Source organism: Enterocloster lavalensis (assembly GCF_046603895.1).
GTDB classification, from domain to species: domain Bacteria; phylum Bacillota; class Clostridia; order Lachnospirales; family Lachnospiraceae; genus Enterocloster; species Enterocloster lavalensis.
The window spans coordinates 836,202-859,319 of record NZ_CP176637.1 but is presented as its reverse complement, the minus strand read 5'-3'; the positions used below and the strand labels follow the sequence as shown (position 1 = coordinate 859,319).

The window sequence follows — 23,118 nt, the reverse complement described above, 5'->3', positions numbered from 1 at the left end:
TATTTTCTGTAGTACAACTTATGGATTACAGTGGGGGATTCTTATCCATCATACTTCAAGTTCTCGTTGGAGTTTCTGAAGTGAGGAATGGGGATGCGCGAAACAAAAAACCACCTGTTTCGCATGGTGTCATAAACTTAAAATCTGATGTAGTTTTGCGTCAAAATACGCCTTTTTAGAGGTATCTGTTGATAAATCCATTTCATGAGGTATTTTTGCATTCCTCCTCTCACGGAACAAAATAGAAAGACTGGCAAAACAAGGTTACTTATACCGTTTTATCAGTCTTTTAAGGCCTAATGATGTTACCGATAAGAGGCATTCTTTCATCGCTTTTTGAAAGCCCCTTTTCTGTATATTATTCAGTTTGTGTTCTCGTTTTTAGAATAACAAATGTTTCTTTCCGCCCATATCTGTCTGAGTCGCAGTACTCTCAGATAAGTGCTGGTTCTTGCCTTCTGATTTTATAGAATCAAATCAGAAGGCAAGCTTGAAGAGAAAGTGGCGCTTAACCTTTCCTATCACTTGTTTGCGGGCTTTGCTCTCTTCTCGATAAACTGGAATCTATCAATTTTGCATTTCCAACGCTTTGTCCGTCATAAGCTTATAGCTAATGAGTGCCTCACCGTTAAGCTCCTCCCGATTCATATCTACACCAACAATGCTGTGATGATCATAAGTTTTATAGTAGTAAATACCCTTGTCGGCATTGCAGCAAGAAGTGTAAATGGAAATTTCATATTTCTCGTTAGCCAAACGGCAACATCCTCTTTGCTGTTCAACGGAGCCTAATATATGGAAAAATTGGCTTACGCTTGATTTTTCATCATTCTCGGATAGTGAATTCATTTTTGTAAAAGCCACACGTACAAATCTTGACATAGATGACAAGTCTCCGGGGAGCCCGATAGCGCCCATGCCCCTGCTGTATGCATTTAGACTGAGATGTTCGGAAAAACAATTTTTAGGGGTGTCGATGGATAATCCCATATAGTTGTTCAAGTTGAAAATTTGAACCGGAAAAGGCGGATTATTGGTGAGAACACCTACAGGATTATCATAAACAAAGATACCGTCCTTAACACTTTCTACCGTAATGGAGCTGTTTTTATCCGAAATGATCCAATGGAGCTGTGCTATAGGAAAATGTGGACTAAACGGTTCAGCCAAGAAGTTGATTCTGTCAAGCAGTTTTCTCGCCTCATTCACCGTTGTACACTGACCCATGATCCAAGGAATAAATTCCCATTGGGCAATGTTGTCCTTACCTTTTTCTTTTTCACAATAATGTGCATTTTCCACAAAATTTAGACCGGCAATACACAGACCCTTTTCGTTTACAGCATCGTAATACAGTGGATAATTTTCTGTTATATGAGCCATTCCTATAAAGGCAAAATGATGCTCCATTGTTGCCACACTTCGAAACATCAATTTGAAATTTCTTGGTGTGACTGTAACAGTCTCACCGTAGGAGATTTCGTAATCTAGTGTCCGTCCAAAATAGAAATCTTTTGTTTTATAAGTTGCTGCTGTACACATAATTCTTCCTCCTTCATTGCGTTACATAATATTTCATCATAAGATTCGTATGCCTAATTATCGCAAATCCTGACTTGTTTGCCTCACTGAATTGGAAATTGTTTAACTCGTTTTATCGAATAGTGCCCCACGGTTTTTAGTTTCACGGTTGCTAGCTTGCGAGGATTGGACAAATCAATCTCATGGTGATAGAGTATCCGTAATGTCAATAGTATAATCATATTTCCCGGTATATTCAAGCTTAGCGGAAATGGTTTCGGATTCATCATCATAAGAACTGAGGTGAATACATTACACACACTAACCCTCGTCATAGGTAAAAACTCAATCTTTGTAAGATCTTGTTTGTTCTTCTAAGCTGTTTCTTCAATCTCCCAATCAAAATCCGCCTTTGTTACGAAATCAGGCAAACAAATGATAAAAATAAAATAAATTCAAAATTACCCTTGTGGGCATAGTCAATTCTGGTAATGGCGTTCTGAAACCAAAATCCATCAAGGGGAAGAACAATGGTAAATGCAATATCGCACAGCAAACTGCGGGATGCTACACACTCACCGTTTTCATCGCTGAGATTATCTTTGCCCCTCACAGCCATACAGTTTATTTTCGCAACCGTTACGATAGATGATTTGTTCTGCAGTATATAAAAATATTTATACTCTTTTTTATAGTCAAATGACATAATTGCCTCTTCATAAAGGATAATTTTTCAATTGCTCAACTTTGGTCAAACATAAATTTCTATAGAAAAGGCAGGCATACATGATACCACAGAAGGCAGGATTGTCACAATAAATCATCTTTTTTACATTTTCGATAGCAGTTTCACGAGTACGAAAGTGTGGACGGGGAAAGTGATGGATAGCGGTATGAATCAAGGTAACGCTGCTATTTTGGATTGGGGACGTTCACCTTTCCTGACCGTTCCTACTGTGGCCCATTCTATAAAATTATTTTAGCGAATAAAAGGTGAAAAACTTGCCCCAATATGGATAATAGGGTAAATAGCGTGAATAGGAAAATGAATTGACATTTTCTTTTGGTTAGTTTATACTAACTTCATAAGAGCAGTTAGACTAACCATGTATTTCAAATCAAAGGAGGCTGTTATTTTGAAAAAAGAACTTGCAACTCAGGTGAATGCATATCTTGCAAACATTGGTGTCTCATACATCAAATTACACAATCTTCATTGGAATGTAGTAGGGAGCCAGTTTAAAGCGGCACATGAATATCTGGAAACCTTGTATGATGCCCTTGCAGATGTGCTCGATGCTATCGCAGAACTTTTAAAAATGAACGGAGAAGCCCCTTTGGCAAGTATGAAGGGTTACTTGTCAGTTGCCACAATTCCAGAGTTGGAAAGTGTCGAGTTGGATGTCAAGAGTGCGATGCAGACGGTTCTGAAAGATATGGAATCTCTCAGAACCCAGGCTTCTTTCATTCGTGAGCAGGCCGACAAGGAGAATCAATTTGATGTGGTTGCCCACATGGAAGACGATGTGGCAAATTACAACAAAACAATTTGGTTCATTCAATCTATGTTGAAGTAATAAGCAAATGTTCAAATAGAGAACTATCGTAGAACGTGAATAGTTCTCTATTTGATTGTCAATGATTGAATCTTGCATCTAGTTCTTTTTTTTCTTTAAAAATAAATGAGATAATATTATACGTGAGTTATCCTTAACTAACATTGATTTCAGCATCCATCTAGAAAGGAGAGTATCTATGTTTGGGGTATACAAAAAACTGCTATATTATGTACCAAAGCAGCGACCTTTGGCCTATTTTGCAATCGGCCTGACGGTGGTATCCACATTGTTCAATGTAGGCGCTTATTACTACCTCTATGAGTTTTTGAAACGATTGGTGGTAGACGAAGATATGGGGCATGCTCAATATAATGTGTTCCTGATTGCGGGGCTGTTGATTGGCGGTTCGCTCTTGTATTTTGCAGCCGTGCTTTTAACGCATATGTTGGGCTTCCGACTGGAGACCAACTTGCGCAAGCGTGGAATTGACGGCCTGACCAATGCCAGCTTCCGCTACTTTGATCTGAACTCATCGGGAAAGACACGTAAACTCATTGATGACAACGCAGCCCAAACTCATTCTATTGTAGCCCATCTGATTCCTGACAATGTCGGAGCAATTCTGACACCGCTTTTGGCGCTTGTGGTGGGCTTTTTGATCAGTCTGAGGGTAGGCATTGTTCTATTGGTTCTGTTCATGCTGAGTGGCGTGCTCCTTGTCCTGATGACCGGGGAAAAGAAGTTTATGGAAATCTACCAAAAGGCGCTGGAGACAATGAGCAGCGAGGCCGTGGAGTACATACGCGGGATACAGGTGCTCAAGATTTTTGGCATAGACGCTACATCTTTCAAGACGCTGCATCGGGCAATCACGGATTATGCACGACATGCCTTGAACTATTCTATGAGTTGCCGCAGGCCATATGTGTTATTCCAGATGATCCTATTTGGCTCTATTGCCATACTCGTTTCAGTGACAGCCTTAACGCTGAATCGGATTCAAGACCCTGCCGTGTTGGCGGTGGAACTCATTATGACATTATTCCTGGGTGGAGTACTGTTTACCGCCTTTATGAAAGTGATGTATGTAGGTATGTATGCATTCATGGGAACTTCGGCGGTTGAGAAACTGGAGCAAGTGTTTTCGGATATGCAAAAGGATCGGCTTACATTTGGAAACAAGAGCACATTCAAAAACTATGACATTGAATTTGAACGGGTATGCTTTGGGTATACAGACCAGATGGTGTTGGAGGATGTTAGCTTCACTCTGAAAGAAGGCCGGAGTTATGCTCTGGTGGGATCTTCTGGAGGAGGAAAGTCCACGATTGCCAAATTGATTTCTGGTTTTTACAAAGTGGATGGAGGAGAGGTCAAGATTGGGGGAGAGCCCATCGAAGCCTATACAGAGGACGCCTTAATCCGCAATATCGCCTTTGTGTTCCAGAATGTCCGTTTGTTTCACATCAGTATTTACGAGAATGTCCGTCTGGCGAACCCAGGCGCTCAAAGAACGGAGGTCATGGAAGCGCTGCATCAGGCAGGTTGTGACAGCATTCTGAATAAGTTCAAAGATCGGGAAAATACGGTGATTGGCTCCAAAGGCGTATACCTGTCGGGCGGTGAGAAGCAGCGGATCGCAATCGCACGGGCAATGCTAAAGAATGCGAAGATCGTGATCCTTGACGAGGCCAGCGCGGCAATCGACCCGGAGAATGAGCATGAGCTGCAAAAGGCGTTTGCCCACTTAATGAAGGGGAAGACTGTCATTATGATTGCACACCGGCTGTCCAGCATTCGAAATGTGGATGAAATTCTGGTTTTGGAGGACGGGAAAATAGCAGAGCGAGGAACGGACGCGGCGTTGATGGCGACCGATACCAAGTACAGAAAATATCAAACGCTCTATGAACAGGCAAATGAATGGAGGGTTGTGAGATGAGAGAACTGTTTAAAAAGCATTTTGCCCTGACCGACAAGGGGGCCAAAGATTTGCAAAAGGCGAGCGCGGCCTCCTTCTTTGTCTATGTGATCAACTTTTTCCCCGCAATGCTGCTGCTTCTCCTGGTGGATGAGTTGCTGTTGAACAATGTCAAGGAAATGGGGCTGTATTTGTGGGGATCCGTTCTGGTTCTGGCCGCGATGTGGATTCTGCTCCGAATTGAATATGATGCACTGTATAACACCACTTACCAGGAGAGCGCGAATCTTCGCACGGAGATTGCAGATGTTCTGACCAAGTTGCCTTTATCTTACTTTTCCAGGCATGACCTTTCGGATCTGGCGCAAACCATCATGGCGGATGTGGCAGCTATTGAGCATGCTATGAGCCACGCTATGGCAAAGGCGGTGGGATTCCTGTTCTTTTTTCCGTTGCTTTCGGTTCTGCTGCTCCTTGGCAATGTTAAATTGGGGCTTGCTATCATTCTACCGATTCTGCTTGGATTCGGGCTTCTTTTATTGTCGAAAAACCTTCAGATTCGGGAGTCATTCAAACATTATCAAAAGCTCCGGGACAATTCTGAGAGTTTTCAGGAGGCCATTGAAAATCAGCAGGAAATCAAGAGTTTTGGCTTGACTCAGAAGATTCGGCAGACTCTTTATCAAAAGATGGAAGAAAGTGAGAAAATCCATCTTCGTGCAGAGATTTCAGCGGGCTTTCCTATGTTGTGTTCGAATGTCATTCTGCAATTTGCCTTTGTGATTGTAATCCTGACCGGTGTTCAAATGCTGCATACAGGAGAGATCGATATCCTGTACTTTTTGGGATATGTACTGGCCTCCATTAAGGTGAGGGAGAGTGTAGAGTCGGTCAATATGAATGTGGAAGAGTTGTATTATCTGGATTCCATGGTCAAGCGTATCCGGGAGATTCGGGAGACAAAGATACAGCAGGGCAAGGATCAGACAATCTCAAGTTATGATATTGAATTTGATAAGGTGTCTTTTTCTTACGATAAGGATACAGAAGTGCTCAAGAACGTCAGTTTCACCGCGAAGCAAAACGAAGTGACTGCCTTAGTGGGTGTGTCCGGTTGCGGGAAAACCAGTATCCTGCGTCTGATGTCAAGACTTTATGATCATGACGGCGGAAGCATCCGGATTGGCGGGCTGGATATCAAAGAGCTCTCTACAAAATCCTTGTTTGAAAAGTTATCCATCGTGTTTCAGGATGTAACGTTGTTTAATACATCTGTTCTGGAAAATATCCGCATTGGGAAAAAGACGGCCACAGACGAGGAAGTCATCCGGGCGGCACGATTGGCCAACTGCGAAGAATTTATCCGGAGGCTTCCGGAGGGGTACAAAACGATGATCGGAGAAAACGGAGCAACACTCTCCGGAGGAGAACGTCAACGGTTATCCATCGCCAGAGCCTTTTTGAAAGATTCACCTATTATCATTCTGGATGAAATTGCAGCCTCTTTGGATGTGGAAAACGAAAAAAAGATCCAGGACAGTTTGAACCGCCTCATTCTGGATAAGACTGTTATCATTATTTCCCACCGTCTCAAATCCGTTGAAAATGCAGATAAAATCGTGGTGATCAACTGCGGGAGAGTGGAAGCGTCCGGTACTCATCTTGAACTGCTCAAAACTTCTCCAACCTATAACAATTTGGTGGAGAAAGCAAAACTGACGGAAGAATTCCAATATTAGCGTAAAGGGGACAGGGTGACTGTTTTTGAACACGGCGCTTATTAGTATTTAGTTCGTTGTGGATACCATCTGCATAGTGAATGGTTTTCTAAACAGGGTGCTGTCCGTTAAAATTCTCATGTTCCTCAGTACTCCGGTTTACATGCGGATGGTTAGCGGGGAAAATAAAAGATTTTGTATGTTTATCGGGTTACTCAGTGAAACATTTTATGGAAACAGAGGCATTGTCATAATACCAAGAAATTTGATGCAACCTTTGTAGGAGGAGCGAGTAGAGAAGATACGGTTGCTATTAAAGAATATGGGGCTGTACGAATATCACATTGTACATCTGGCTATTTTGTCTGATGCATTGAAAGTGGCTAGTAGAAATGAAAAACTGTGCTCATACATGCTCCGAGGGTTATGGAAGAGCGCTGTAAATATTGTTTTTCATTCTGAGGGAAGAAAACATATCAAACAAAGAGTTAAAACCAATATAGAAAGAGGTGTTTCCATGGATATTGTGTTATGGCGTATGAGAATCAAAGATGGCAAGGAAGAAATGGCCCAGGAGTGGATTGCTTTTCTTCAAGAACATCAGGAAGAAGGAAATAAAACACTAAAAAATGAAAAAGAGCATTTGGAGATTTATTTTTTAAATCAAGAAAATGGGGCCGCATATGCCTATATGTTTGTATTGGCCGATGACTTGGACTATGCCGCTAAGACTGCAGAAAACAGCGGCAATCCATTGGATGCAAAACACATGGAATACATGAGCGTTTGTGTCGATTTGGAGGATTGTACACAATTGAGTCCTGTCTTGGTTTTGGGAGATTTTTCTGTGTTTCATTCGAAAAAATGATAAAAACAACGGATCATCCTTTTTTGCGATGGTCCGTTGTTTAATTATATGCAAAAGCTACTACGGTAATTGATGCGAAAATGTCATTTAGAAGAGTTTATACCGTTGCCAGATATCCTCAGAAAAATAAACACACTCTACTCTTTGGAACATTGTAAAAGTACCTTTCAATTGCAGTTGAAGTCTGGAGATAGCATACCCATTATAATTCAAAAAACAGTCAACAAGTTTAGCGCTCAACTTGTTTGACTCATTTTGGAGTATAGGTTATGACAACTACTCATAACAAACGTGTTCTTATGCAGGAACAGATAAAACTTATTAATGAATGCCGCACTGACTGGTGTCATAAAAAAGGCATTGTGCTAAGTACTTTTTACAACTGGGTTAGCAAATGCTGTAAAGAATCCACTGATATCCTGGAACCTAATTATGGCCACCATGAGACTCCTCTGCCTAAATAGGATGTAGTCTTGATATAGTTTCGGATGTAGTTCTGGAATCGGCTGCAGCATTTCAGTAGCAGACTCCATTGAACTTTGACAATTCACATATGATCGAGGTTATTGTAAATGGTATTATAATCTGGCTCACGAATAATACAGATCCCATTCTCCTTACACATACAATAAAGTTACTGAAGATGCTGCCGTGTTAGGAGATATCTACGGTCTGTAAAGATCTGCATTGTCTGTGTCTGCATCTACATGATGAAGTCCATTGATGGTCTCTGTGCTATTGTGCAAGAGCACAGAAAGTTGGATACAAAAAAGAGAATTGTGCTGTTCTTGGCAACCTATATAATGTTTGGAAATCGCATTTTTGTGAGGACCTTCTCGTAGTACGGTATTTTCCACTACCACATCTTCGTACCTTTGGGCTATGAAACACTAACCCTTCTTTTAATAAACGTGGCCGACATTAGCATCGGTAATAAAAAAGCAATTGCCAACATGATTGATGGAAATACCTATATATCAGACATAAGAGACTTGAGAGCACAGAGAATGAGCGCTGTGTTTGTCAATGACAGAGCTAACGCAGTAAACATAAAGAAACTTCAAAGAATCATACAATTGTTGCCAACCACATATAAGTAAAACTACTCACCAGTATAAGTCTGGAGTTTTTATGGCTGCTCTGGTTTGTATATTTTGAGTTGCTGAAATCAATAAAAGTAAGCAATTTTTATATAATCTGACAACATGATAATTTTTCTCGCAGAGATGCCACGTTCTTAAATGTTGCCATCCCGAGTTTTTTGACGGTTCCGGGATTGTTTTGTAGAATTAATTCGTGCGCCGGTATACTAGATATTTGGTCAAAAATGAAATTAGGTATTGACATTTCTGGATGGAAGTGGTAAAGTCGAAAAAGGTTAGTATAAACTAACTGACGGGGTTTATATTTCGCATTCCAAGTGAGAGACTTTTTTAACAGAATGGTTAGTTAAAACTAACTGATTAATTGACAGAAGGAGGACTATAGATGAAAACAAGAGTATTATCTCTGTTATTGGCGTGTGTACTGGGACTATCTCTGTGTGCCTGCTCCAATGGAGGACAGATGGAAACTTCGACAGCAGAGGATTTGTTCACTCAGACAATTGATAAAGAGGACAGGTCCGCGCAAGAGAGTGATAAAATTGTGATCACTGATCAACTGGGACGCACCATTGAATTTGATGAACCACCCCAGAGACTGGCTACAACGATCATGCCATTCCCTTATATCTTCTACGCTGTAATGGGGAATAATGATTACATGGTCGGTTGTAATCCTTCTTCCGTGATTGCTTACGAAGATAGTGCGCTGCGGCATATGTATCCTACTATGGCTAAGGTTGACACAAGTTGGGTGGACACTAGCTTCGTAGTCAATATAGAGGAGTTGCTGAAGCTGAAACCCGATGTGGTTTTTCAGTGGAACTATATGACCGAAGAGATCGAAAAGATGGAAAACGCAGGTCTGAAAGTCATTGCACTCCAATATGGCACTATGGACGATCTGGAAACCTGGATTCGCATTATTTCCTCTCTGTATCAGCAGGAAGAACGCGGAGAAGAGTTGATCGATTATTTCTATGCTCAGGTGGCGGAGGTAAGTGATAGAGTTGCCACTCTGAACACTTCTGAATTCAGAAGCATCCTACAGCTTTCCGACAATCTGAAGGTTGCTGGTCAGGGATTCGGCTATTACTTATGGGACAACAGCGGTGCTATCAACCCTGCGGGAGACCTGTCTGGCGAAGAGCTGAATGTTGATATGGAGCAGATCTATTTGTGGAACCCTGAGATCATATATATCGGTAACTTCACCGATCTGCAGCCCTCCGACTTGTTGGAAAACAAGCTGGAAGGTCAGGACTGGTCCCTTGTTCGGGCTGTCAAGGATGGCGAGGTCTATAAAATTCCTATCGGTGGATACCGCTGGGATCCCCCTGGAGTTGAAACTCCTCTGACGATCAAATGGATGGCCAAAATTCAGCATCCTGAGCTTTTTGGCGATATGGATATGGAGACCGAACTGCGTGACTTTTATCAGGAGATGTACGGATTCACGCTGACAGATGAGATGGTAGCTGAGATTTTGGGTGATACTCAGAGTTAAATAAAACTTAATGAAAATTTATGCAGGGAAGTGTGAATTTATGAGAAAGATTGCGTTTTACGGAAAAGGCGGTATTGGGAAGTCTACCCTGACCTCATCCATTGCCGCGGCGATTGCAGGAATGGACAAACGGGTCATGCAGATCGGCTGCGATCCCAAAGCGGACTCCACTTTAAATTTGAGAGCAGGTCAGGAACTTACCTCGGTAATGGACGTACTGCAGGCATACGGCGGACTTTGCCCCAGTCTTGATGCAATTTCTGTCAAGGGGTATCGGGGGATCGTCTGCGTAGAAGCTGGTGGCCCCACACCCGGAAGCGGTTGTGCTGGTCGCGGCATTATCAAGACCTTTGATACTCTGGACGATTTTAATGCATTTCAGGTTTATGCCCCGGAATATGTGTTCTTCGATGTGCTTGGCGATGTGGTATGCGGTGGGTTTGCAGTTCCCGTTCGACAGGGATATGCTGATGAGGTGGTGATTGTGACCTCTGGCGAGAAAATGGCGCTATATGCCGCTGCTAATATCAAGAAGGCCTTGGACAACTTCCAGGAACGCGGTTACGCTAAGCTTCGCGGAATCGTTCTTAACTGTCGAAATGTCCCCGATGAGATTGCCATTGTTGAGGATTTTGTGCAACGGATCGGAACAGAGATCATTGGTGTTGTCCCGAGAGATTCCGACATTCAGCGAGCCGAGGAGCAAAATATGACCGTGGTCCAGATGGATTCTGAACTTCCTGTTTCTCAAACCATCATCGACATCGCCAAACGCATTATGGTACCTGTGGAGGAACAGAAGGAAGGTGCTGTATGAAAAAAGAACTATATCACCTGACGATCGCGAATCTTGACCCCGCCGCGCCGGAATTAGGCACTAAAGGAAAAGTGGTCAGTGGACCCTGCCTTCATTACAGCGCACCCAGTGCGGGAGGATGGGGAATTGTCCGAACCGCGATGCTGGTACCGGAAAGTGTATTGTTGTTCGTGGCGCCGCATGGTTGTGGCCGACATGGCTCCGTTTCCAGCATACAGCTGGGATTGCGCAGCCGCATTCGTTACATGGATATTACCGAGGAAGATTTGGTCTTGGGTAGCCATATGGACCGCATTCCTGCTGTTGTAGAAGACATTCTGAGTTGTCTATCGAAGCGTCCTCCTGCATTCTTTATCTGTGCCTCCTGCATCGATGATTTATTGGCCTCTGATTACAAAAATCTGTGTCGCCGTCTAACTGAACGGTATGGGATGCCCTTTGTGGATTGCCACATGAATCCCATCACAGCCAATAGCAGTATGCCGCCAGCTCTGAATATACAGCGCAGTCTTTATGATTTTCTCTGTAAGGAGAAGAATACGCGTGTTCCCAAAGACACGCTCAATGTGATTGGACACTTTTCGCCTATTAATCCGAACGGTGAGTTTTTCTCCCTGATGAATGAGGCGGGGTTCGAAAAGGTGCTTCAGCTCAGCGCTTGCCAGACCTTTGAGCAGTTTATGGAAATGCGACATAGCAGTCACAATTTGCTCATCAAGCCCTTTGGTCGGGTCGCCTGCCAGGAGATGGAGCGTCATCTGGGTATTCCCTGGCATAAAGAGTTCATCCGCTACCATCCGGAAGGGATCCGCCGTGGCTATGAAGGGCTGGAAGCCTTCCTGGAACGAAAAGTTTCCTGGCAGTCCTGCTACGAGAGTTGCATGGATAGTATCTCTCAGTGGCGGAGGCGTTTGAAAGGCTTGCGGGTAGGCGTTGGAATTGGAGTTAACGGCTCTCCCTTTGAAATCGCCATGGCACTGGCTCTATGTGGAGTGGAGATCAGCTTCCTGCTCAGTGATGCTATTATGGAATATGAATGGGAATCGATCGCTCAGTTGAAGCAGAGTTTTCCCGATGTGCCAGTATATACCAGCTATCATCCGAGTATGTCTATGGCGGAAGCTGTCCCGGAAGAAGCAGATGTTACAATTGGTTTTTCCGCCTCCTATGTGTGCCCGTCTTCAAAATTGTTTACGTTGGACGCTGATGACCAACACTACGGTTTTGAAGCGTTTACTGCTCTCCTTCAGGGCGTGGAGGATGCTTTGAACAGTGATATTTCTGCCCGGGCTTTGCTCTACACCAAGGGACTTGTGGTGTAAAGCCATTTGTTTTCATAAACAATTGTTAGGAGGTTCTCTATGCGAGGTTTTTATTCGATTTTACCCACGCTGTCTCCGGATTTTTCTGGCGTATGTAGCACTCTGTTTGAATTGGGTGGTATTTTAGCTATCCATGATGCGGGTGGATGCACAGGCACTTACACTGGTTATGATGAACCTCGATGGTTTGACCAGCGCAGCCGGGTGTTTACATCTAATTTAGATGACGCCGAGGCAGTATTCGGAGATGATAGCATCTTTTTAAATAAACTTCTTTCTGCAGATGAATGGTTGGACAGCAAGTTTTTTGCACTGCTAGGTAGTCCTTCTCCTGCCGTTCTAGGAACGGATTATCGTGCTCTTGCCAAATTGGTTGAAAACAGAACAGGCAAGAAAGCAATGAGTTTTCCTACCAAAGGGACGGATTTTTACGATCGCGGCGTTTCAATGGCGCTTCTGAGGTTGGCTAAAACCTTTTTGCCTGAACACCGGACAGACGTGCTTCCTCGCTCAGTAAATCTCATTGGAGCCACTCCTTTGGACCTGACCCATCAGCGGAATGTGGATGTCCTTCGCAAGGTTTTGGAAGATGCAGGATTCACTGTTTGCTCTGTATGGGCTATGGGTAGCACTTTGGAGGAGATTAGCGGTAGTGTAAGTGCGGCCTGCAACATTGCTCTTACGGTTTCAGCCTTGCCCGTCTGCCGATACTTGGAGAGCAAGTATGCAATGTCTTGGCTGGCGGGAAGTTTCTCTGGCCGGAAACCCTTGCAACGGTTCCTGATTCAGTTGGAAAATCTCTTATCCGAGGTTCCTGTTCTGGAAGAAGAGGAGAAGACTGTTGAAAAATATGAAGGACTTTGTGCATTGGTCATCGGTGAACAGCTCTTGGCAAACAGTGTGCGGGAATCCCTAGAACTGGATAGAGAATTTACTTCCGTGGACGTTTGCACCCTGTTTGACGCAGACCAGCAGCTGATGCGTTCTGGAGATCAGGCTCATATCAGCGAAGCGCAGCTTGAAGAAAGAATTCGTTCTGGGCGCTATGATTTGGTTATCGGTGATGGCTTTTTCCGAGAATTGGATTGGGCCGACAGCCCCACCGGTTATGTGGAACTTCCTCATGTTGCAGTCTCCAGTCGCCTTGGATGGACCAGTCAGGTCTGCCCCTTTGGTGATAAGTTCCTGGAACTGCTGGATGCCGCTTTACGGGAGGGCGTGTGATGAGAAGTGCGCAACTGAGTCGAGCGAAACAATGTGCTATGGTATTGCTGTTGGCGATGGCATTGACCGGCGTGTTTCTGATTTTGTTATGTGTGGGGCGCTATTCGGTGCCTCCTTTGGAAGCCTTCCGAATTATGGGAGTAGCCCTCTTTCGGGATGGACAGGCATTGGAGGCGTTGAAGGCGGAGAATCCTTTTGGGGTTAGTGTTATTCTGGGCTCACGCCTTCCACGTCTATTGATGGGGATGATTGTTGGCGCGGGGCTTTCTGTGGCGGGAGCTACATATCAGGCTATTTTCGGGAATCCGCTGGTTAGCCCGGACATTCTGGGTGTCTCCTCCGGCGCGGGTTTTGGAGCTTCTTTAGGTATTCTCCTGTCTACCAGCACCCTCATTATTCAGGGATCCGCTTTAACGTTTGGACTGCTGGCTGTACTCATGGTTTTTCTGGTTTCAAAAGTAAATGGTCGGACGGAGTTGTTTACTCTGGTACTCTCGGGTGTTATTATTCAGGCATTGTTTGACGCACTGGTTTCCCTTATTAAATATGTTTCGGATCCCCAGGAAAAATTGCCAGCCATTACAGTTTGGTTGATGGGAAGTCTGGCCAGTTCTTCTTATAAAGATATCATCGTTTCGTGCGTGATCATCCTGCCCTGCATTGCAGTACTTCTGACGCTGCGCTGGAAAATGAATCTTCTGTCTTTGGATGAAGAAGAGGCTCGTTCGTTGGGGGTCAATGTTCATCGTCTGCGCTCTGTTGTTATCGTGCTTTCCACACTGATGACCGGTGTGACGGTTTCTCTGTGCGGTGTGATCGGATGGATCGGTTTGGTTATTCCTCATGTTGGACGGATGCTTGTTGGCAATGACCATCGTGCATTATTACCAGCCAGCGCGCTTCTTGGTGCGCTCTACCTGCTATTGATCGACACTATTGCCCGTACTGCCACCGCGGCGGAGATCCCGCTTTCCATTCTAACCGCGATCATTGGAGCGCCTTTTTTTGCGTGGATGCTACGAAAGACTTCAGGAGGTTCTACATGATTTTAGAGGTAAAAAATGGTTGCTTTTCTTACAACAGCCGGTCTATATTGTCCGATATCTCCTTCGAGCTGGAAGAGCATAAGGTCATGACGGTTCTGGGGCCAAACGGAGTTGGAAAAACCACGTTGCTCAAATGCATTATGGACTTTCTCCATTGGAAGCAAGGGGAAACCTTTATTGCGGGCCAACCCCTGCGGACTTATAAAGAAAAGGAACTTTGGCAAGTGATCAGCTATGTACCGCAGGCGAAGCGGAGCGTGTTTTCTTACCGTGTGCTCGACATGGTGGTAATGGGCCTGAACGCGAGCCAAAACTTTTTTAAGGTTCCTGATCAATCGCAGTACGATCAGGCAGAGGAGCTTCTGAACTTGCTAGGGTGTCGGAAACTTATTGACCGATACTGCAATCAGCTCTCGGGAGGAGAGCTTCAGATGGTGATGATCGCCAGAGCGCTAATTTCCAGACCTCAGCTTTTGGTGTTAGATGAGCCGGAATCCAATCTGGACATGAAAAACCAACTTCGCATTCTGGATGCCATTGAGCGTGCTTCGCGTGAAATGAACGCCGCCTGCCTGATCAACACGCATTTTCCAAATCATGCCCTTAATATATCGGATCAGACTCTAATGCTGGGACTGGGACAGAAAAAACTGTTTGGTGCGACAAAGGATTTGCTTAACGAGGAAAATATTGAGCGATTCTTTTCTGTGCGTTCCAAAATTGTTTCTTTTCAAGCAGATGGCCAGGAACACCAGAACATTTTTCCTTACCGTATTGCTTCTCACAGCAGAGGAGGTGGCATAACATGATTCCGTTTAGCTATGATTTTATGCAACCAATGTATCCGCTCCTGATCCAGCAATTTCTGGACGATTACAATCTGTCTGCCGGTGTGGCTTTAGATATTGGAACAGGACCTGGAAATCTGGCGGTTGAGCTGGCAAAAGTAACAGCAATGGACCTGATTTTGGTGGATATTGACGGAGAAGCGCTTCGGACCGCACAGAACCGCCTGTGTGAATTGGGGGTGGATAACCGAATTTCTACCCTGTGCGCTGATGTGGAAAAACTGCCTTTACGGGATAACCTGGCGGATTTTATCATGTGTCGTGGTTCTATCGGCTTTTGGCCGGTTCCCGTCCAGGGAATAACTGAAATTTATCGGGTACTGAAGCCTGGTGGATGTGCCATTGTCGGCGTGGGCGCCGGACGGTATATGCCGGAAACCATGCGCCGCAGGATCTATGGGTCCATGTCTGCTTCAGATAGAACAACTTCCCCCCGCCAATATACTCTTGAAGATTACGATGCCTTTGCCCGGCAGGCCATGCTGTCGGATTACCGCATCATTCTCGAGGATGATATATCCAAAGGGTGTTGGTTGGAAGTAAAAAAATAGAAAATTCCATCGTTTCAGGAGCTCTGTCCGACACCGATGGAGTTTTTTATTTTTTATTACAAGATAGGAGATATTGTATCAAATATCCGCGATCATGCTCGTCAGGAGAAGTGGGAACGCGCGATTGATAAATTTGTGATGACCAGTGCTGAAGAGCGGCAACAGGATAAGAATACTACAGGATGCATATCTGTACCGTTAGTGCCTGCTATCAAGGTATCCAATATCATAGAAAGCTCCGTTAGCTATGCTCACACTAAACAGTGATGTTTTGGCTCCTCGTAAAATTGCTTGGAACGGTCGTTTTGTGATCCATTCCCGTAGCGCTGAAGCCACGATTAGCAAGTTCAGAAAAGAGGGAAGAACAATAACCAAAGTGGTGCAGATGAATCCAGGTAATCCTGTTACTGACCGCTTATATATCTGGCAATATTGATCACAATGGAGACGGGAGAGTTTGGCTGAGCACGATCAAATCTATTAACACAGCCTCACTGAACTATCCGTTTCCCATGATCACGTCAGTATGCTCCTTTAAAGGCAAACACTCCGATTTTTAAAATTACACGAATAGTTTCCAATAAATCATATTCTGGGGAAGCTCTGATGTTCATTTTACTTCAAAACGTTATGGCATGAAAATTGATGGAGCTGCATATGTAACGGTGGCTTCGCAGAGCGCGTATGCAATGGCTTCTCTTTGGTATTTTAAGCGAAAAAATAAGAATTAATGCAATTCGCATTGAAAAAACGCTTTTCTCGGGAATCATTTGGAGTAGGTTTTTCTGCGATGCTGATGCAGGTGACGATACTGGTATAGCAAACTGTACTTTATAATCTTGCGGCGCAGCATGGCGGAGATACATGGCAGATTATACTCGGCGTGGCATACCGGGTAGTGCCTTTTGCATTTATTCCTTTATAGGACTTTCTCAGGTATATCAGCCAGCGTTCGGAACCAATTACAATACAAAACAGTGCGACCGGGTAAAGGATATTACGAAAGTATTTGCAATCACAGCAATTTTATTAGTGTTTATTTGCTAACTGACGATTATGTTAGTACCGAAGACAATTCTCTCTATGTTTATTACAACGCCGTCCGTAGTGGAACTGGGTGTAGGGGATTTCCGTCTGTTTCTACTGTAATATATTTTATTGGGAGTCTGAACTGTGATTCTGCCTCTGATGCAGTCTCTTGGCAGAGCTACGCGAGTGTTCTGGTTATTTTTCGCCAAATAGCCATCTACAACCTGCGGCCTATCATCATGCCTTATATTGCCGGATTTGGTGTATATAGCGTATTTTCCATAACGCTTATTATTGATATGACAGTTTTTATTGTTGTGGATGGTATGATGCTAACTGAATTTAGAAGAATGGATGTTTTAAAATCTATTGGAAGATAAAAAAATTTATGGAATCATTTATACAACGTTACGAATTTTTATGGTCGAAACAAGTACATAAAAAGGATGATTGTTTTATGTGCGGAATAAAAGGTTTTAGATGATTTGGAGAGCAAGTGTAGTGCTGGTTTGGTCAATGTACAAGGAGTATTATCCCATAATAGTAGGGAAGGTTATACTGTTTTTCTTGATAATTACCAGGTTGCTCTACAAAAATTATTTTTATCTATGAAGACATTGGTATGAGTAAAAAGGTTGATATATACATAATTTTGAGATTTTATACATTTATATATTGCGCAACAAATATTATTATTAAGTATAATGATTTATAAGCGCCTTGCTTAACAAAATACTATTTTGCCACTCCATAGCCAGAGAAAGTTTCTGGGCTGGAAATGTATCTGGAATGATTCTAAAATAAAAAATTATAATTACGTATTTGCATTTAGCTTTGGGAATGCAGGATAAAATAATCCGTATAATAACTACAGACCTTATCAAATTTTTAAAAGAGCAATTGTTAAATAAAAGACTATCCTCTACAGGGATAATGAAAGGTACACTACCCTCCAATAACCCATTAGATGGTGAGTAGGCATTAAGAAAAGACTTAAAAAGCTCCGTGATAAAACTAAATTTTTGTTATATGAGGTTGTAGGCCCCTTCACTTTTTCCTTTATAGGAGTGAAGGGGCTTGTTTAGTTCCTGTTGTTCCTTGAAAACTTTATATTCAACGATTTCACTACGTTAGCTGTCTAGCGCGAATACGGCAATTGGTATAGAAAAAAAGACTTCTCTGTCAGCTTACAGGAGCTATGGTGTCCTGTTACTCTATTTATATGTGTAGATTGAGACAGAATAATTTCACTACGAAAAGTTATGCCATTTGTTAAAAAGTAATATGAAAATATAGAATTCGTCATCTTATTATGAAGATTATATAGTAGTTTGCAGAGATGCATTATTTGTTAATATTTAGTCTGAGCGATCGTTATACCGTTATTCAAGTTTTATAAATAACAGATTAGAGTAAAAAACAGGTTTTTTAAATGTTAATGAATGTGATTTTGACATATAAAAGAATCGATAATAAGTAGGAAATATAATTAGGTAGGTGGCTTATTTATATAGTAGTTAAAAAAGTTTAATTTGAGCTCCTTACCTTATTTGTAATGATTGGTCATTTTTCATACATTGGATTTAGTAGATAAAAAACATGAAGAACAGGTTTTACTGACATGGTCATAAAGAACAGATCTCCTTGAGTACAGCTGATGTACGGGAAGTTTGATATGTTGGTTTTTCGCTGCTTCTGTTAGATATAGAGATGTCTAATGTTTGAAAATTGAATGTATTTAAAACAGACAAAAGATAAGAAAAAAAGGCAGGAATCCAGGGCTGATAATTTACTCAATCAGCATTTTCTTTGCATTTTTGCTCAAAATACCAGGTGTCGTTCACCTCCGGATTTGTTCTTCATTTCATATTTTAAGAATTGGAGGACAAGCCCTATGGCGGAAGAAAGGAATTATACCATTATTGTACAGAGAGAACGTGTGGAAGTGAGCAGAGAAGTTTATTATGCCTATCATAAAGCCCGTGAGGCGGAACGATATCAGAATCGTGTCATCCGGCAGATCGAGATGTCGCTGGAACGGTTCCAGGAGGAAGGGGTGAACACGGAATACCGTGTGGTCCGTTCGGCTCCGGGAATTGAGGAGGAAATGATCCGGGCCGAAGATAACCGCAGACTGTATCAGGCGCTGGAAGAACTGAACGTAGAAGAACGGCTGTTGATTGATGCTTTGTTCTTTTCTGGGATTACGGAAGGCGAACTGGCAGCCCGTCTCGGAGTTACCCAGCAGGCAGTGAGTAAGCGGAAGAAACGGCTTCTGAGAAAGCTCCGTGAAAAAATAGAATAAATTTTTTGTTTTCTGAGGTTGTGGGCCCCTTCACTTTTTCCTTTATAGGAGTGAAGGGGCTTATTCAGTCCCCGTTGTTCTTTGAAAACTTTATATCCAGCGATTACGATACGTTAGTTGTCCAGCGCGAAAGCGAAAGCGGCATAGAAAGATACGCCACGACCACCTGCAGGATCTCTAGTGTCCTGTTAATCTTATCATATCGAAGGTGCAGAGCGGTTTTTTCTGTTCTTTAAATGGCCCGTGGCCGGGCCATACCGCCATGACCTGGGCAGCCTATGATGATACTTCCGTCTAGTCACAGCCCCTCTTGACCGAGGGATCACGCAATGAGGGCGGCAGCCGGAGATCCCGGCTGAGGCAGCAAAAGAAGCTGTGCCTATGACGGCCTTGCCAGGGCTGGTTGTAATCGACTGCCAGGCTCCGGGGAGGTGTGCCGAATAGGAGCATAAAGTATTTAATAAAAATGAAATGAAGAACAAGTACGTTTTTATATTGTGTGGCGGCAGCTGTATCTTAAGCGCCGCCATCAGATATATTTTTACTGAAACGCTGAATCTTTGTCAGATTGGCAAAGCGTACTTATTAGATATGGTGATAGCTGTTTTATGATAAGCCAGATATGATGTGGTACAGAAAGAATAGACCATCAGAGGAGGAAGCGATCATGAGAAATGATAGCAAAAAGACAGTAGCAATGTATATCCGATTTGGGAGAGCAGAATCGGTCCATCACAACCCTTGCAAGCATGACAGCATCGACTGGAAACAGCAGTGAGAGGATTACCAAAAGGAGCAGGAAAACTATCCCTTGAGTAAAGTCTGGTTTTAAAAGAGAACGGGATAAAACTACATAGAGTTTCATCCCCTTGCTAAATACAAGTGAGGGGATTTTTTGTTTTCAGAAAAACAGACATGAGAGAGGATAACCAAAGTGAATATTTTAAGAGGCGATTTATACTATGCAGACCTGACACCGGTAACCGGCAGCGAACAGGGCGGCATAAGGCCGGTGCTGATGATCCAGAATGACATGGGCAACCGGTTCAGCCCAACCGTGATCGTAGCGGCCGTAACTAGCAGACAGGACAAGCATCCGCTGCCGACTCATGTCCTAATCAGTCCAAGCCACTGCGGCCTGAAAGAACATTCCGTTGTACTGTTAGAGCAGATCCGGACCATTGACCGTGTCCGCCTGAGAGAGTGCATAGGCCGGTTACCGGAAGAGGATATGGAGCAGGTAGATCATGCGCTGCGGATCAGCATCGGCCTTAGTTAGACGGAAAACAACGAAACCACAGAAAGAGCCGAGCCGTATATATATTTAAAGTTCGATTGAACGTTGTAGTCCAGAATAGGAGGGAGAGGATCTTATGAACGAAAAGCAAAAAGCATGGGTATATACCCGGATCGATGCACCGGAGGACCGGTATGGGAGCTTGAAGCGGCAGGACCAGAAGCTAACCGAATATGCCTCCCGCATGGGGTGGGAGGTAGTCGGTCATTCCCAGGACATTGGTTCCTGCCGGGATATGAACCGGCTCGGACTCCAGGCATTGACCGATGCGGTATCACAAGGGGGTGTGAATATCCTGGTGGTGAGCGGTCCCGACCGTCTGAGTCGCAATGCAAAGGACATCATTGTCTATGCAGAGTTTTTACAGAACTTTGGTGTGGAGGCTTATTCGCCGAAACAGGGGAAGATTGAAGTGCTTTGCACTTCTGTGTTAAAGGACTCGGCATTAGCGGTACCGGAAGATAGTCCGAATTTATCCATTCATTAGGAGGCAGGCCATGGAACAGAAGAAAGAAACGAACGAGGTCCGGTATAGTGTGGCCCGGAAATGCTTTGCACTTCTGTGCTAAAGGATTCGGCATTAGCGATACCGGAATACGGTCTGAATTTATCCATTCATTAGGAGGCAGACCCATGGGACAGAAGAAAGAAACAAACGAAGTCCGGTACAGTATAGCACGGAAACTGCTGAATTTGATGCTGGAAAATGGCTTTATTTCAGAGGAGGAATACAAAAAAATCGATGCCTTGAATCGGGAAACATTTTCTCCGGAATTGTCGAAAGTATATGGGTAAAAACACTGGATATATCTGAAAACTTGTGGTATTGTGTGGTGCTAACAGGAGAACAAAGAAAGGAAGGAGAGAAGCCTATGGAGAAGAAGGTTGTAAAGAAAATCATAAAAATCGAGCCTGTTAGCAGCGGTTCCGCCGCCAATGCGGTGGAAGTCAAACGTGTCTGCGCCTACTGCCGCGTCAGTACGAACTCAGCGGACCAAAAGAATTCCTTTGAAGCCCAGGTAGACTATTATACCCGGCTGATTGGAGAGAAGGAGGGCTGGGTGCTGGCCGGTATCTATGCAGACGAAGCCAGGACCGGCACAAAGCTGTACCGGAGAGATGACTTCCAGCAGATGATGGAGGACTGCCGGCAGGGAAAAATTGATTTGATCCTGACAAAATCCGTGACCCGGTTTGCCAGAAACACGTTGGACAGCATCAAAGCTATCCGGGAACTGAAGGCCCTTGGGATAGGCGTTTACTTTGAGAAGGAGAGGGTCAACACCCTTATGGAAAAGAGCGAACAGATGATAACCATCTTGAGCTCTATCGCCCAGGGAGAATCCGAGAGTATTTCCACCAATAATAAGTGGTCGGTAGTACGGAGATTCCGAAATGGTACATTCATTATAAGCAGTCCACCGTATGGTTATGAGAATAATGAGTATGGAGAGCTGGTTATCAAAAAAGAAGAGGCAGAGATCGTGCGCTGGATTTTTGATGAATACCTGGGAGGAAAAGGGTCCTACACCATTGCCGCAGAACTGGAAACAGCAGGGATTCCCACGATCCGTGGAGCAAAGGAATGGCTGGACAGTGTGGTAAAGGGGATTCTTCAGAACTGTGCATATGAAGGGGATCTGCTGCTTCAGAAAACCTATACGACCGATGGAGTCCCATTCACTCGCAAAAACAATCGGGGAGAATTGCCCCAGTATCTGATAGCGGATGACCATGAGCCCATCATTACCAGAGAGGAGGCTGCGGCTATCCGCCAGATTTATGAGTATCGGAGGGAACAGCAGTGTGTGGAGGATGCCAGTGTATATCAGAAGCGGTATGCATTCAGCAGCCGGATTCTCTGCGGGGAGTGTGGGACAAAATTTCGCAGGCAGAAAATCTACATCGGAAAGCCATATGAAAAAATCCAGTGGTGTTGCTACCAGCATATTAAAGACAGTAAGAAATGCAGCCAGAAGGCAGTCCGTGAGGACGTCATCCAGGCTGCATTTCTTAGGCTCTGGAACCGGCTAGCCAGCAATTATGAGGAGATCCTGATCCCCATGCTGGCGGCGTTGAAGGCAATCCAGGGCAACCCAGAGCAAGACAGGGAAATGCAGGAGATAGAACAGAATATTCAGGAACTAAAACGGCAGGGCTATAGGCTGGGCAGGGTATTAACCGAAGGCAGCATAAGCTCTGCCATTTTTATTGAGAGACAGAACCAGATTGAGGCACAGCTGGAAGCGGACCGGAGGCGGCTGCGGCAGCTGCAGGGGCAGAAAGCCTTTGAATGGGAGATATCCCAGACCGAATATCTGATAAGCGTCTTCCGCAACCGTCCTGCCATCCTGGAAGCGTATGACGAGGAACTCTTCCTACTGCTGGTGGAACGTATCACAGTGCTGCCCGGACGCCGGCTGGTATTCCGTCTGAAGAATGGTCTGGAACTGGAAGAAAATGAACAGGAGGTGAGCTAAGT

19 protein-coding genes are annotated in these 23,118 nt (G+C 44.0%); 17 read left to right on the top strand and 2 right to left on the bottom strand.

Annotated elements, in window-relative coordinates; translation table 11 throughout:
- Nucleotides 1–567: 567 nt before the first annotated feature.
- Nucleotides 568–1,542, bottom strand: coding sequence for a choloylglycine hydrolase (gene bsh / locus ACK2JC_RS03755; protein ID WP_092364887.1), 975 nt, complete (start codon nucleotides 1,540–1,542; stop codon nucleotides 568–570).
- Nucleotides 1,543–1,936: 394 nt separating this feature from the next.
- A complete protein-coding gene (locus ACK2JC_RS03750; protein ID WP_319638389.1) occupies nucleotides 1,937–2,227 on the bottom strand; it encodes a hypothetical protein in 291 nt (96 codons plus the stop codon).
- Nucleotides 2,228–2,657: 430 nt separating this feature from the next.
- On the opposite strand from ACK2JC_RS03750, the gene ACK2JC_RS03745 reads away from it, so the two are divergent.
- The 17 genes from ACK2JC_RS03745 (at nucleotide 2,658) to ACK2JC_RS03665 (ending at nucleotide 23,116) form a co-directional block, all read left to right on the top strand.
- Nucleotides 2,658–3,098: a Dps family protein gene (locus tag ACK2JC_RS03745; RefSeq protein ID WP_082082497.1), complete on the top strand. Its 441-nt coding sequence runs from the start codon at nucleotides 2,658–2,660 to the stop codon at nucleotides 3,096–3,098.
- 178 nt (nucleotides 3,099–3,276) lie between these two features.
- Nucleotides 3,277–5,022 (top strand): ABC transporter ATP-binding protein, encoded by a 1,746-nt coding sequence (locus ACK2JC_RS03740; protein WP_092364890.1) that lies wholly within the window; start codon nucleotides 3,277–3,279, stop codon nucleotides 5,020–5,022.
- A complete protein-coding gene (locus ACK2JC_RS03735) occupies nucleotides 5,019–6,740 on the top strand; it encodes an ABC transporter ATP-binding protein (RefSeq protein ID WP_118077278.1) in 1,722 nt (573 codons plus the stop codon). Before ACK2JC_RS03740 ends, ACK2JC_RS03735 begins: the two co-directional genes overlap by 4 nt.
- Nucleotides 6,741–7,026: 286 nt before the next feature.
- On the top strand, nucleotides 7,027–7,587 hold the full coding sequence (locus tag ACK2JC_RS03730; protein ID WP_242956342.1) for a DUF6176 family protein: 561 nt from the start codon (nucleotides 7,027–7,029) through the stop codon (nucleotides 7,585–7,587).
- Nucleotides 7,588–9,075: 1,488 nt separating this feature from the next.
- Nucleotides 9,076–10,197 (top strand): ABC transporter substrate-binding protein, encoded by a 1,122-nt coding sequence (locus ACK2JC_RS03725; protein ID WP_092364899.1) that lies wholly within the window; start codon nucleotides 9,076–9,078, stop codon nucleotides 10,195–10,197.
- 40 nt (nucleotides 10,198–10,237) lie between these two features.
- The gene (locus ACK2JC_RS03720) at nucleotides 10,238–11,014 is read left to right on the top strand and encodes an AAA family ATPase (RefSeq protein WP_092364902.1); all 777 of its coding nucleotides are present in this window, start codon (nucleotides 10,238–10,240) and stop codon (nucleotides 11,012–11,014) included.
- Nucleotides 11,011–12,336 (top strand): nitrogenase component 1, encoded by a 1,326-nt coding sequence (locus tag ACK2JC_RS03715; RefSeq protein ID WP_117634113.1) that lies wholly within the window; start codon nucleotides 11,011–11,013, stop codon nucleotides 12,334–12,336. Before ACK2JC_RS03720 ends, ACK2JC_RS03715 begins: the two co-directional genes overlap by 4 nt.
- Before the next feature lie 39 nt (nucleotides 12,337–12,375).
- The gene (locus ACK2JC_RS03710; RefSeq protein WP_092364908.1) at nucleotides 12,376–13,560 is read left to right on the top strand and encodes a nitrogenase component 1; all 1,185 of its coding nucleotides are present in this window, start codon (nucleotides 12,376–12,378) and stop codon (nucleotides 13,558–13,560) included.
- Nucleotides 13,560–14,606, top strand: a complete 1,047-nt coding sequence (locus tag ACK2JC_RS03705; RefSeq protein ID WP_002565657.1) for a FecCD family ABC transporter permease — start codon at nucleotides 13,560–13,562, stop codon at nucleotides 14,604–14,606. Before ACK2JC_RS03710 ends, ACK2JC_RS03705 begins: the two co-directional genes overlap by 1 nt.
- Nucleotides 14,603–15,415: an ABC transporter ATP-binding protein gene (locus ACK2JC_RS03700; protein WP_092364911.1), complete on the top strand. Its 813-nt coding sequence runs from the start codon at nucleotides 14,603–14,605 to the stop codon at nucleotides 15,413–15,415. The genes ACK2JC_RS03705 and ACK2JC_RS03700 overlap by 4 nt, the downstream gene beginning before the upstream one ends.
- Complete coding sequence (locus tag ACK2JC_RS03695; RefSeq protein WP_117634114.1) at nucleotides 15,412–16,005, top strand: class I SAM-dependent methyltransferase; 594 nt, start codon at nucleotides 15,412–15,414, stop codon at nucleotides 16,003–16,005. Before ACK2JC_RS03700 ends, ACK2JC_RS03695 begins: the two co-directional genes overlap by 4 nt.
- 36 nt (nucleotides 16,006–16,041) lie before the next feature.
- Nucleotides 16,042–16,272: a hypothetical protein gene (locus ACK2JC_RS03690; protein ID WP_092364917.1), complete on the top strand. Its 231-nt coding sequence runs from the start codon at nucleotides 16,042–16,044 to the stop codon at nucleotides 16,270–16,272.
- Between the two features lie 2,656 nt (nucleotides 16,273–18,928).
- The gene (locus tag ACK2JC_RS03685) at nucleotides 18,929–19,339 is read left to right on the top strand and encodes a sigma-70 family RNA polymerase sigma factor (RefSeq protein ID WP_048931283.1); all 411 of its coding nucleotides are present in this window, start codon (nucleotides 18,929–18,931) and stop codon (nucleotides 19,337–19,339) included.
- A 934-nt stretch (nucleotides 19,340–20,273) separates the two neighbouring features.
- A complete protein-coding gene (locus ACK2JC_RS03680) occupies nucleotides 20,274–20,618 on the top strand; it encodes a type II toxin-antitoxin system PemK/MazF family toxin (protein WP_048931282.1) in 345 nt (114 codons plus the stop codon).
- Nucleotides 20,619–20,712: 94 nt separating this feature from the next.
- Nucleotides 20,713–21,123, top strand: a complete 411-nt coding sequence (locus ACK2JC_RS03675) for a recombinase family protein (protein WP_048931281.1) — start codon at nucleotides 20,713–20,715, stop codon at nucleotides 21,121–21,123.
- Nucleotides 21,124–21,269: 146 nt separating this feature from the next.
- Nucleotides 21,270–21,431 (top strand): SHOCT domain-containing protein, encoded by a 162-nt coding sequence (locus ACK2JC_RS03670; RefSeq protein ID WP_181988625.1) that lies wholly within the window; start codon nucleotides 21,270–21,272, stop codon nucleotides 21,429–21,431.
- Between the two features lie 77 nt (nucleotides 21,432–21,508).
- Nucleotides 21,509–23,116, top strand: a complete 1,608-nt coding sequence (locus ACK2JC_RS03665) for a recombinase family protein (RefSeq protein WP_320998590.1) — start codon at nucleotides 21,509–21,511, stop codon at nucleotides 23,114–23,116.
- Nucleotides 23,117–23,118: the final 2 nt, after the last annotated feature.

Excerpts from the sequence above, each read along its gene's own strand:
- ACK2JC_RS03720 (WP_092364902.1), top strand. The coding sequence starts at position 10,238 with ATGAGAAAGATTGCGTTTTACGGAAAAGGCGGTATTGGGAAGTCTACC.
- ACK2JC_RS03710 (WP_092364908.1), top strand. The coding sequence starts at position 12,376 with ATGCGAGGTTTTTATTCGATTTTACCCACGCTGTCTCCGGATTTTTCT.
- ACK2JC_RS03685 (WP_048931283.1), top strand. The coding sequence starts at position 18,929 with ATGGCGGAAGAAAGGAATTATACCATTATTGTACAGAGAGAACGTGTG.
- ACK2JC_RS03735 (WP_118077278.1), top strand. The coding sequence starts at position 5,019 with ATGAGAGAACTGTTTAAAAAGCATTTTGCCCTGACCGACAAGGGGGCC.
- ACK2JC_RS03695 (WP_117634114.1), top strand. The coding sequence starts at position 15,412 with ATGATTCCGTTTAGCTATGATTTTATGCAACCAATGTATCCGCTCCTG.
- ACK2JC_RS03670 (WP_181988625.1), top strand. The coding sequence starts at position 21,270 with ATGGGACAGAAGAAAGAAACAAACGAAGTCCGGTACAGTATAGCACGG.
- ACK2JC_RS03665 (WP_320998590.1), top strand. The coding sequence starts at position 21,509 with ATGGAGAAGAAGGTTGTAAAGAAAATCATAAAAATCGAGCCTGTTAGC.
- ACK2JC_RS03740 (WP_092364890.1), top strand. The coding sequence starts at position 3,277 with ATGTTTGGGGTATACAAAAAACTGCTATATTATGTACCAAAGCAGCGA.
- ACK2JC_RS03725 (WP_092364899.1), top strand. The coding sequence starts at position 9,076 with ATGAAAACAAGAGTATTATCTCTGTTATTGGCGTGTGTACTGGGACTA.
- ACK2JC_RS03675 (WP_048931281.1), top strand. The coding sequence starts at position 20,713 with ATGAACGAAAAGCAAAAAGCATGGGTATATACCCGGATCGATGCACCG.
- ACK2JC_RS03700 (WP_092364911.1), top strand. The coding sequence starts at position 14,603 with ATGATTTTAGAGGTAAAAAATGGTTGCTTTTCTTACAACAGCCGGTCT.
- bsh (WP_092364887.1), bottom strand. The coding sequence starts at position 1,542 with ATGTGTACAGCAGCAACTTATAAAACAAAAGATTTCTATTTTGGACGG.
- ACK2JC_RS03690 (WP_092364917.1), top strand. The coding sequence starts at position 16,042 with ATGGAGTTTTTTATTTTTTATTACAAGATAGGAGATATTGTATCAAAT.
- ACK2JC_RS03715 (WP_117634113.1), top strand. The coding sequence starts at position 11,011 with ATGAAAAAAGAACTATATCACCTGACGATCGCGAATCTTGACCCCGCC.
- ACK2JC_RS03705 (WP_002565657.1), top strand. The coding sequence starts at position 13,560 with ATGAGAAGTGCGCAACTGAGTCGAGCGAAACAATGTGCTATGGTATTG.
- ACK2JC_RS03750 (WP_319638389.1), bottom strand. The coding sequence starts at position 2,227 with ATGTCATTTGACTATAAAAAAGAGTATAAATATTTTTATATACTGCAG.